Origin of the sequence: Desulfocurvus sp., from assembly GCF_023230885.1 — a bacterium.
In the GTDB taxonomy this organism is placed as follows: Bacteria; Desulfobacterota; Desulfovibrionia; order Desulfovibrionales; family Desulfovibrionaceae; genus Desulfocurvus.
The window spans coordinates 1-9,012 of record NZ_JALNWM010000137.1 but is presented as its reverse complement, the minus strand read 5'-3'; the positions used below and the strand labels follow the sequence as shown (position 1 = coordinate 9,012).

Sequence of the window (9,012 nt, the reverse complement as noted above, 5' to 3'; positions counted from 1 at the left end):
TCTCGGGGGTGCAGCCGCCGTCCACCTGGATCAGGCAGCGCGGGTTCAGCCGCTCGCGCAGGGCGGCCAGCTCGCGGATCTTGTCCACGGAGAAGGGGATGAACGACTGCCCGCCGAAGCCGGGGTTCACGCTCATGACCAGGACCATGTCCAGCTGCGGCAGCAGGTAGCGCACGGCGTCCACAGGGGTGGCGGGGTTGAGGGCCACGCCCACCTGCTTGCCCAGCTCGGCCACGGCGGCGCAGGTGCGCTCCAGGTGGCGGGTGGCCTCGGCGTGGACGCAGATGAGGTCCGCCCCGGCGCGGGCGAAGTCGGCCACATAGCGCGCGGGCTCCTCGACCATCAGGTGCACGTCGAAGAACAGCGAGCTGCGCCCGCGCAGGGCGCCGATGATGGGCGCGCCCAGGGTGATGTTGGGCACGAAGGCGCCGTCCATCACGTCCCAGTGGACCCATTTGAGCCCGGCGGCCTCCAGGTCGGCCAGTTCCCCGGCCAGGCGCCCGTAGTCGCAGGACAGCAGGGACGGCGAGAGCAGGAAGGGGCGGCCCATGCTACTGCTCCCCGCCAGCGCCCTGCATGGCGAAGTCGACCTTGATCTTGAAGAGCCGGGTGGCGGGCAGGTAGAGCACGTCCACCCCCGTGGCGGCGCTGATGTCCGCCAGGGCCCGCTGCACGGTTTCGGGGTCTTCGCCGATGAAGGCGAACCAGACGTTGAACTCGTGGTCGCGCAGGTAGTTGTGGGTCACGCCCGGGTGGGCGTTGACCGTGGCCACGAAATCGTCCAGCCCCTCGGGCGGCACCTTGGCCGCGCACAGGGTGGAGTGCCAGCCCAGGTGCGCGGACTGGAAATTGGCCCCGATGCGCCGGATGACGCCGGACTCCTTGAGGGCGCGCACCCGGGCCAGGACCTCGGCCTCGGTGAGCCCCAGGTCGCGGCCAAGCTCGGCGTAGGGCCGCGCGGCCAAGGGGAAGCCGGACTGGATCACGTCCAGGATTCTGCGGTCGATGGCGTCCATCACGACTTCTCCCCCTCGCGGCGCGCCCGGGCCGGAACGTGGGAGCACAGCGGCTCCTCGGCCATGTGGTCGCCGGACATGGTGTAGGCCCGGGCCCGGCAGCCGGCGCAGACCTTGTGGTACTCGCAGACCCCGCATTTGCCCGTGAACTCGTCCTGATCGCGGAACTGGTTGAATATTTTTGAGTTCTTCCAGATTTCCGGGAAGGGCGTCTCGCGCACGTTGCCGCAGTCGAGCACCAGGTAGCCGCAGGGCTGGACCTGGCCGGTGTGCGACACGAAGCAGAAGCCCACCCCGCCCAGGCACCCGCGCGACACGGCGTCGAGCCCGAAGTTCTCGAAGGTCACGGGGATGCCCTCGGCCCTGGCGCGCTGGCGCAGGATGCGGTGGTAGTGCGGGGCGCAGGTGGCCTTGAGCTGCATGGCCGTGGTTTTCTGGAAGTCGTAGAACCAGTTGAGCACGTCTTCGTACTCGGCGGCGCTGATGACCTCGGCGCCGAGCTGGGCCCCGCGCCCGGTGGGCACGAGCAGGAAGATGTGCCACGCGGCGGCGCCGAGCTCCTCGCAGAGTTTGAAGATGTCCTTGAACATCCCCAGGTTGCCGCGCGTGACCGTGGTGTTGATCTGGAATTCCAGCCCGGCGGCCTTGAGGTGCTCGATGCCGCGCATGGAGGCCGCGAAGGCCCCGGGCACGCCCCGGAAGGTGTCGTGGGAGGCGGCGTCGGGCCCGTCGATGGAGATGGACACGCGCTGCACGCCCGCCTCGACCATGGTCTGCGCGCTCTGGGCGGTGATCAGCGTGCCGTTGGGCGACATGACGCAGCGCAGGCCAAGGCTGGTGGCGTAGCGCACCAGCTCGGGCCAGTCCTTGCGCATCATGGGCTCGCCGCCGGTGAAGATCAGGATGGGGTCCCCGGCCTTGCGGAAGTCGTCGATGAGGGCCTTGGCCTCTTCCGTCGAGAATTCGCCAGGATAGGGCTCCTCGTGGGCCTCGGCGCGGCAGTGCTTGCAGGCCAGGTTGCACGAGCGGGTGATCTCCCAGGCGATGAGCCGCAGGGGCGGGGTGCCGTCGGCCTGGCGGGCGTCGTGGGGGTGGCCGCCGGGGGCCATGGGGTGGGCGCCGGGGTGGCCCTTGGGCGCGTGGGCCGCGCCGTGGGGGTGGGCGCCGGGATGCCCGCCGCCGTGCCCGCCCGGATGCCCCGGCCGCCCGGGGTGCTGGGCCGCGCTCATGCGTTTCCCCCCTGCTCCCCGGCGCGCAGGCGCAGGAAGTCCTCGGTGAAGTAGGTCAGGATCAGCTCGGCCCCGGCGCGCTTGAAGGCCGTCAGGCTTTCGAGCATCACGGCGGTCTCGTCGATCCAGCCGTTGGCGGCGGCGGCCTTGATCATGGAGTATTCGCCGCTGACCTGATAGGCCGCCACGGGCAGGTCGAAGGCCTCGCGCAGGCGGGTGATCATGTCCAGGTAGGGCATGCCGGGCTTGACCATGATCACGTCGGCGCCCTCGTCGATGTCGGCCTGGGCCTCGCGCAGGCCCTCGCGGGCGTTGGGCGGGTCCATCTGGTAGGAGCGGCGGTCGCCGAACCGGGGCGCGCTCTCGGCGGCCTCGCGGAAGGGCCCGTAGAAGGCCGAGGCGTATTTCACCGCGTAGGACATGATGGGCACCTGGGTGAACCCGGCCTCGTCCAGGGCCTGGCGGATTTCGCCCACCCGGCCGTCCATCATGTCCGAGGGGGCGACCATGTCGGCCCCTGCGGCCGCGTGGGACACGGCGGCCCTGGCCAGCAGGCTCAGGGTCGGGTCGTTGCAGACCTCGCCGGAGCCGTCGTCCTGGCGCAGGAGGCCGCAGTGCCCGTGGTCGGTATATTCGCAAAGGCATACGTCGGTGGCCACCAGCAGGTCGGGGTGGCGTTCCTTCAGGCGGCGGATGGCGCGCTGGACGATGCCGTCGGGGTCGTAGGCGCCGCTGCCCCGGGCGTCCTTGGCCCTGGGCAGGCCGAACAGGATGCACGAGCGCAGGCCCAGAGCCACGGCCCGGGTCACCTGGCGGTCCAGTTCGTCCAGGGAGAGCTGGAACTGGCCGGGCATGGCCGAGATGGGCTTGCGCAGGGCGGGGTCGTCGGTGTCGACCACGAAGTAGGGCATCATCAGGTCCTCGGGGCGGACGTGATGCTCGCGGAAGATGTCGCGCAGGGTCGGGGTCTTGCGCAGGCGGCGGCCCCGGAAGAAGCAGGGCTGGTCCATGGGATGGCTCCTTGGGCAGGCGCCGGGGCACCCGGAGGGCGCCCCGGCGCGTGGGGTCTCAACTAGCAGGGCCGCATGCGGCCGGCCTTGGCGCGCTCGGCGTCGCGGGCGGCCTCCTTGCGGGCCTCGGCCTCGGCCAGGCGCTCGGGGCTGAAGACGATCTCGCGGGTCAGGCCCTCGCCCTGGTCGCCGAAGTACTCGTCGCGCCGGGTGCTGGCGGCCTGCACCAGCCGGAAGCCCGCGCACGCGCGCGCGCGGGCGTAGCCGAACATGGACAGCCTCAGGCCCTGATCTCTTCGTCCGTCAAATAGCAGGCGGGATCCTGAGCCCAGATGTCCCCGTAGTAGGCTTCCGCCCGGGCCCTGAAATTTCCGCCGCAGATGGCGAGGTATCGGCATGTGGCGCACCTCCCTCCGACGTGTTTCTTCTTGTCCTTCAGCTTGTGCAGCAGCTCGATGGACGGGTCGTCCCAGATTTCGGAGAACGGGCGGGTGAGCACGTTGCCGAAGGTGTGGTTGCGCCAGAACTGGTCGGCGTGGACCTGCCCGTCCCACGAGATGCAGCCGATGCCGCGCCCGGAGTTGTTGCCTTCGTTGAAGTCCAGCAGGCGTTTGACCTCGGCGGCGCGCGCGGGGTCTTCCTTTTGCAGCCGCAGGTAGACCAGGGGGCCGTCGGCGTGGTTGTCCACGGTCAGGACCTCCTTGGGCTTGCCCTTGTCGAACAGCTCGCGGGTCTTGTCCATGATCAGGTGGACGGCCTCGCGGGTTTCGGCGTGGTCCAGGTCCTCCTTGATCAGCTCCGAGCCGCGCCCGGAGTAGACCAGATGGTAGAAGCAGATGCGCGGAACCTCAAGCTCCTCGATGATCTGGAACAGGGTCGGGATCTCGCCCTGGTTGCGCTTGTTGATGGTGAAGCGCAGCCCGACCTTGAGCCCCTCGGCCTGGCAGTTCTCCACGCCCTGCAGGGCGCGCCGGAAGGAGCCGGGCACCTTGCGGAACTTGTCGTGAATCTCCTCGCCGCCGTCCAGGGAGATGCCCACATAGGACAGGCCGATCTGCTTGAGCTCGCGGGCCTTCTCCTTGGTGATCAGCGTGCCGTTGGTGGAGATGACCGCGCGCATCCCGTTGGCCGTGGCGAAGCTGGCCAGTTCGGGCAGGTCCTGGCGCACCAGGGGCTCGCCGCCGGAGAAGAGCATCACCGGCGCGCCGTAGTCGGCCAGGTCCTTGATGATGCCCTTGGCCTGCTCGGTGCTGATCTCGTCCTTGCCGTCGGGGTCCACGGCCTGGGCGTAGCAGTGCACGCATTTGAGGTTGCAGCGCCGGGTCATGTTCCACACGACCACGGGCTTCTTGTCCTTGGAGAATTGCAGCAGGTGGGAGGGCAGGGTCTTGGAGTCCCGCCCGTAGCGCAGGGCGTCGGACGCCTCCACCGCGCCGCAATAGAGCTTGGAAATGCCGATCATGAAAAAACCTCCGTGTGGCGGGGGCGCACCGGGCGCGCGCCGTCCGGCCGGGATTGCTTGGACCGCCGCACAGGCGGACCAGCACCATAGACCGCCTGGGCCATGGAGTCAAAGGGACAGGCCCGCGGGAAGCGTTGATAACCGTAATCATCCGGCGGACGATGGCAACCGCGGCGCCTGCGGCGGGAGGGGCACCCGGGGCGCGGGCGCCCGGCCCTCAGATGCGCGCCACGCCCAGGAACGCCGCATGGGCGCTGACCGCCAGCACGGCGAACAGCGCCCGGGAGCGCGCCGGGGACAGCCCCGGAAAGCGGTAGCCCAGGGCCGCGTGGGGGCAGCGGGCCACGCAGTCTCCGCACAGGGTGCAGGTGCCCCCGGGGCGGCCCAGGGCCAGGCGCTCGGGGCTCAGGGCGCCGTAGCGGCAGGCGCGCAGGCAGGCCCCGCAGTCCGTGCAGCCCGGGCCCACACGCACCCGCAGGGGATGCAGCCGCCCCAGGAGGGTGGCGGCCAGACCCAGGGGGCAAAAGGCCGTGCAGTGGACCATGAGCCCCCGGCGGCGGCTGGCGGCGAGCATCAGCGCCACCCCCGCCAGCCCGAAGGCCGCGGCCAGCCCCCCGGCCAGGGCCACGGGCGCCCCGGCCGCGCGCAGACCCCAGGCCGCCAGCAGCACCAGCGCCGCCAGGGCCGCGCGCACCGGCCCGCGCCAGGGCGGCAGGGGTCTGGGCGTCCGGGCCCGGGCCGCCGCCGCGCCGTCCCATGCGCCGATGTAGCACAGCCAGCTGCACCACGCCGGGCCGACCACGGCCACCGTGGCCAGGAACAGCCCGGCCATGAACAGGCCCTGGCCCCGGAACACGGGCCCGGCGGCGATGAGCGCGGGCACGGGCAGGTGTGTTTCGCCGGTCATGAGCAGGCGTTCGGCCCCGGCCAGCCCCAGCAGGAGCTGGGCGAAGAACAGCGCCGAGAACAGGCCCCAGGCCCGCAGGCGCAGCCGCCCCCAGCGCCCGGCCCCGCCGCCCGGGGCCAGGAGGGCGCGCGTGAGCCATGCGGCGTAGGCCCCCAGGGCCAGCACCAGGAGCCAGCCCGAGCCGGGCCAGAAACGGTCGGGCAGCAGGATGGGGAAGGGCACCGTGGCCCGGCAGGCGGCCAGCAGGGCCACGGTGAGCGCCAGGGCCAGGGCGGGCGGCCAGTGGGGGGCGGGGTCGGCGCCGTGGCGCCGGGCGGCCGGGCCGCGCTCCAGCAGGGCCAGGCCCGCCACGGCCAGGAGCATCACCGCGCCCAGGATCAGGGCCAGCCGGGCCCAGGGCTGGTCCAGGGCGGCGCGCATCTGGATCAGCTCGCCCCCCGCGCGGGCCCAGACCAGCACGGCCCAGGCCAGGGCCAGCTGGGCGGCCCGGCGAGTCCAGCCGTGGGGCAGGGCCAGGAGCAGCGGCGCCAGACCCCAGGCCAGGGCCTGGCCCCAGTCCCCGGCGCGCAGGGCGTGGGCCCCCAGCAGCCACAGGGAGAGCGCCGCCGGAAGCAGGCTGGCCGCCAGGGCCGGGGCGGCCATCAGTCCCGCCCCGGGGCGCGGGCGTCCCCGGCCAGGGCGGCGGCTCCCAGGCGGGCCACCACGTCGCCGGGGCGCTCGTGCCCGTGGCGCGCGGCCAGGCAGGCGGCCAGAATGGCCGAGGCCCGGGCGGGCAGGGCCTCGGGGGCGCACAGGCCGGGCAGCTCGTCGGCCAGGCGCGGGTGGCGCCCCAGCTTGCCGCCCGCCAGGACCCGGAAGCCGCGTCGGGCGGTGGCAATGGCCTGGGCCGGGCAGACGGCGGCGCAGTCCCCGCAGCCCAGGCAGCGCGTGGCGTCGATGCCCCGAATGGCGCCCAGGCCGTCCAGGTCCACGGCGCTTTCGCGGCAGGCGGCGGCACAGGCTCCGCAGGCCACGCAGGCGGCGGGGTCCGCGGCGGGCGTGGCCGCGCCGATGGCGCCCACGTCGGCGATCTGGGGCTGGGAACAGGCGTTGGGGCAGTAGGCCACGGCCACGCGCAGCAGGGTGTGGGCATGGGCCGGGGCGGGGGCGGCCCCGGGGGCCAGGGCCTCCAGGGCGGCGGCCAGGGCCCGGGGCAGGCCGGGCGCATCCAGGACGCGGCGGGGGCAATCCTGCGCCCCGCGGCAGGCGGTGACGCGGAAGCCCGGGCCGTCCAGGCGCAGGGTGCGGGGGGAGGGGCTGCTCATGGCGCCACTGTGCCCGGGCGGGGCCGGGGCGGCTTTGACCGGGGTCAAATCGGGCGGGAAAAGGGAAGGATTCCGGGGTGCGGCGGGCGCGCCCCGGATCCGTTGCGCCGGGCTATTCCAGGGCCGAGGGCGCGTCCTCGCCCTGCTCGGGCTGGCCGTTGTTCCAGGCGGCCACAGGGGCGGCCATGTCCTCGGCCAGGGCGGTCATGATGGCCTGCACCGGCTCGGCGGGCAGGCGGGACTTCTTGGTCAGCAGGATGAAGTCGCGGGTCTGGGCGTTGCGCATCTCCCCGGCGTGGGCCATGGACCACAGCAGGGTGCCCGCCGCCGCGTCGTAGATTTCCAGGCGCACGGAAACCTGGGTCGTGCCCGACGAGCCGCCGAACATGACGTGGGTGATCTCGCCGCCGACCACGAGGTCCGCCGAGCCGTCGGCGAGGAGCATGGCCTGCTGCGGGCCGCGCCAGGTCTCGCCCTGGGCGAAGGCCAGCCCGGGGAACACGCGCTCGCGCAGCCAGGTCTGCCAGAACACGCGCGACATCTCCTCGGCGTGGGCCTGGCCGTTGGCCATCTGCACGCGCAGGCGCAGGGGGAAGAACACCGCCCGCAGCGGGCGCATGGGCGGATTCTGGGGCTCGACGTAGATTTCCGGCTGCCACGCGCGGGTGACCATCTCGTCCACATGGAGCACGGGCGGGTTGGCGAAATCGCCCTCCAGGGCGCAGCCGCCCAGGAGCAGGGCGGCAAGCAGGCAGGCCGAAACGAGCAGGGCCGGACGTGCGGACATGCGGAACCTCGGGGAGGCTGGCGTTGCCGGGCGCGCGGGCGCTCCGGCGCCGGGATGCCCCCGGCGCCGGGAGGATAGCAAGATGCGTACCGCCCGGGGCGGTCACTGGATGGTGGTGGTCGGCGGCGGCGAGGCCTGCATGGTCTCCAGGAGCTGGTCGCGCGACAGGATCAGGCTCCTGCGCAGCTCCAGCCGCTTTTGGGGCGACAGGCGCCGGAACTCCGGGCGCTGGGCGATGCGTTCGAGCTGGTCCATCTCTTCGAGGATGCGCCGGGCCCGGGCCGAGAACGAGGGATCGTCCTGCCAGAGTTTTGACGCCGCGAGGGCGATCTCGCGCAGCTCCCCGGCCATGGCCAGGAACACGGCGGGGTCGATGTCGCGGGCCAGCCTGCGGGCCTCGCTCCACTGGCGCCAGCGTTCCCTGAGCCTGGTCAGCAGCCCCATGACGGCCCTCCGCTACAGCCCGGCGCCCTGGGGCATGCCCTGGAGGGCAGCCACGACCAGGGCCAGGGCCCCCAGGGTGTACAGCCCCACGGCCAGGGCGGCCTTGGCGAAGGATGTCTTGTGCACCCCGCGCAGGGCATAGACCAGCATCACGATGCTCCAGGCCGAGCCGACGTACATCCCGGCCACGGGCACGGCCATGCACAGCGAGGGCAGGGCCGTGTACGCCACCGCGCGCACCGTGGCCTGGAGCCCGCCGGACACGCCCTGCATCAGGGTCAGCAGCAGGTGCAGCACCGCCGAGATGCCGAAGAGGAAGAAGCTCAGGAGCAGCGGCCCTGCGGCGAGGACGAACAGGTACGAGGCGCCCACCGCCGCCCCGGCGGTCAGCCCCTGGACCTCGGCGGGCAGGTCGGCCCCTGCGGGCGCCTGGACGCCGTGCATGGCGAATTCCACGGCCAGCTGGAGCATCACGGCCACGATGTTCAGCAGCACATAGAAGACCGCGGGCCTGCCGTAGCCCCGGTCCACGGGCATGGTTTCGAAGAACAGGCGCGGCGCGGTGGCGGTGCGCTTGCAGGTTTCCCACAGCCCGCCGAAGAAGCCGAAGCGGTCCAGGCGTTCGAAGGGCACGTCCACCACGGGGTGCCCCTGGGGCTGCGGCCCGTCGGGGTCGCGCTCCTCGCGGCCCGGGTGGCTGTCGCCCAGGTCTTCCAGGCGGTCCCAGATGTCCCCGTCCCGGCGGCCCTGGCTCGCGGGGGCGTCCTGGTCGCCCGGGGCCGGGTCGTCCCGGAGCAGGCCGATGTTGCGCACGGGGCGGGGGTCCGCTCCGGGCTCGGGGTCGTTGCCGGGG

The 9,012-nt window shown here is 72.8% G+C and carries 11 protein-coding genes; all 11 read right to left on the bottom strand.

The window, feature by feature from the left end; all coding sequences use genetic code 11:
• The coding region (gene rpe / locus M0P34_RS10525; RefSeq protein WP_291498873.1) for a ribulose-phosphate 3-epimerase at positions 1-550 on the bottom strand (550 nt) is incomplete at its 3' end.
• Position 551: 1 nt separating this feature from the next.
• Positions 552-1,016, bottom strand: a complete 465-nt coding sequence (locus tag M0P34_RS10520; protein ID WP_291498872.1) for an AsnC family transcriptional regulator — start codon at positions 1,014-1,016, stop codon at positions 552-554.
• Positions 1,016-2,245 (bottom strand): heme b synthase, encoded by a 1,230-nt coding sequence (gene ahbD / locus M0P34_RS10515; RefSeq protein WP_291498871.1) that lies wholly within the window; start codon positions 2,243-2,245, stop codon positions 1,016-1,018. The genes M0P34_RS10520 and ahbD overlap by 1 nt, the downstream gene beginning before the upstream one ends.
• On the bottom strand, positions 2,242-3,255 hold the full coding sequence (gene hemB / locus M0P34_RS10510; RefSeq protein ID WP_291498870.1) for a porphobilinogen synthase: 1,014 nt from the start codon (positions 3,253-3,255) through the stop codon (positions 2,242-2,244). The genes ahbD and hemB overlap by 4 nt, the downstream gene beginning before the upstream one ends.
• Before the next feature lie 62 nt (positions 3,256-3,317).
• Positions 3,318-3,527, bottom strand: a complete 210-nt coding sequence (locus tag M0P34_RS10505; protein WP_291498869.1) for a hypothetical protein — start codon at positions 3,525-3,527, stop codon at positions 3,318-3,320.
• A gap of 8 nt (positions 3,528-3,535) precedes the next feature.
• Positions 3,536-4,717, bottom strand: coding sequence for a 12,18-didecarboxysiroheme deacetylase (gene ahbC, locus M0P34_RS10500; RefSeq protein ID WP_291498868.1), 1,182 nt, complete (start codon positions 4,715-4,717; stop codon positions 3,536-3,538).
• 217 nt (positions 4,718-4,934) lie between these two features.
• Positions 4,935-6,266: a 4Fe-4S dicluster domain-containing protein gene (locus M0P34_RS10495; RefSeq protein WP_291498867.1), complete on the bottom strand. Its 1,332-nt coding sequence runs from the start codon at positions 6,264-6,266 to the stop codon at positions 4,935-4,937.
• Positions 6,266-6,928, bottom strand: a complete 663-nt coding sequence (locus tag M0P34_RS10490) for a 4Fe-4S dicluster domain-containing protein (RefSeq protein ID WP_291498866.1) — start codon at positions 6,926-6,928, stop codon at positions 6,266-6,268. The genes M0P34_RS10495 and M0P34_RS10490 overlap by 1 nt, the downstream gene beginning before the upstream one ends.
• Before the next feature lie 112 nt (positions 6,929-7,040).
• On the bottom strand, positions 7,041-7,715 hold the full coding sequence (locus tag M0P34_RS10485) for a hypothetical protein (RefSeq protein ID WP_291498865.1): 675 nt from the start codon (positions 7,713-7,715) through the stop codon (positions 7,041-7,043).
• Positions 7,716-7,817: 102 nt separating this feature from the next.
• Positions 7,818-8,159 carry a hypothetical protein gene (locus M0P34_RS10480; RefSeq protein ID WP_291498864.1) on the bottom strand — a complete coding sequence of 114 codons (342 nt, stop codon included), beginning with the start codon at positions 8,157-8,159 and terminating at the stop codon, positions 7,818-7,820.
• Positions 8,160-8,171: 12 nt separating this feature from the next.
• Positions 8,172-9,012 (bottom strand): Yip1 family protein (locus M0P34_RS10475; RefSeq protein WP_291498863.1); only part of this gene is annotated, 841 nt, incomplete at its 5' end.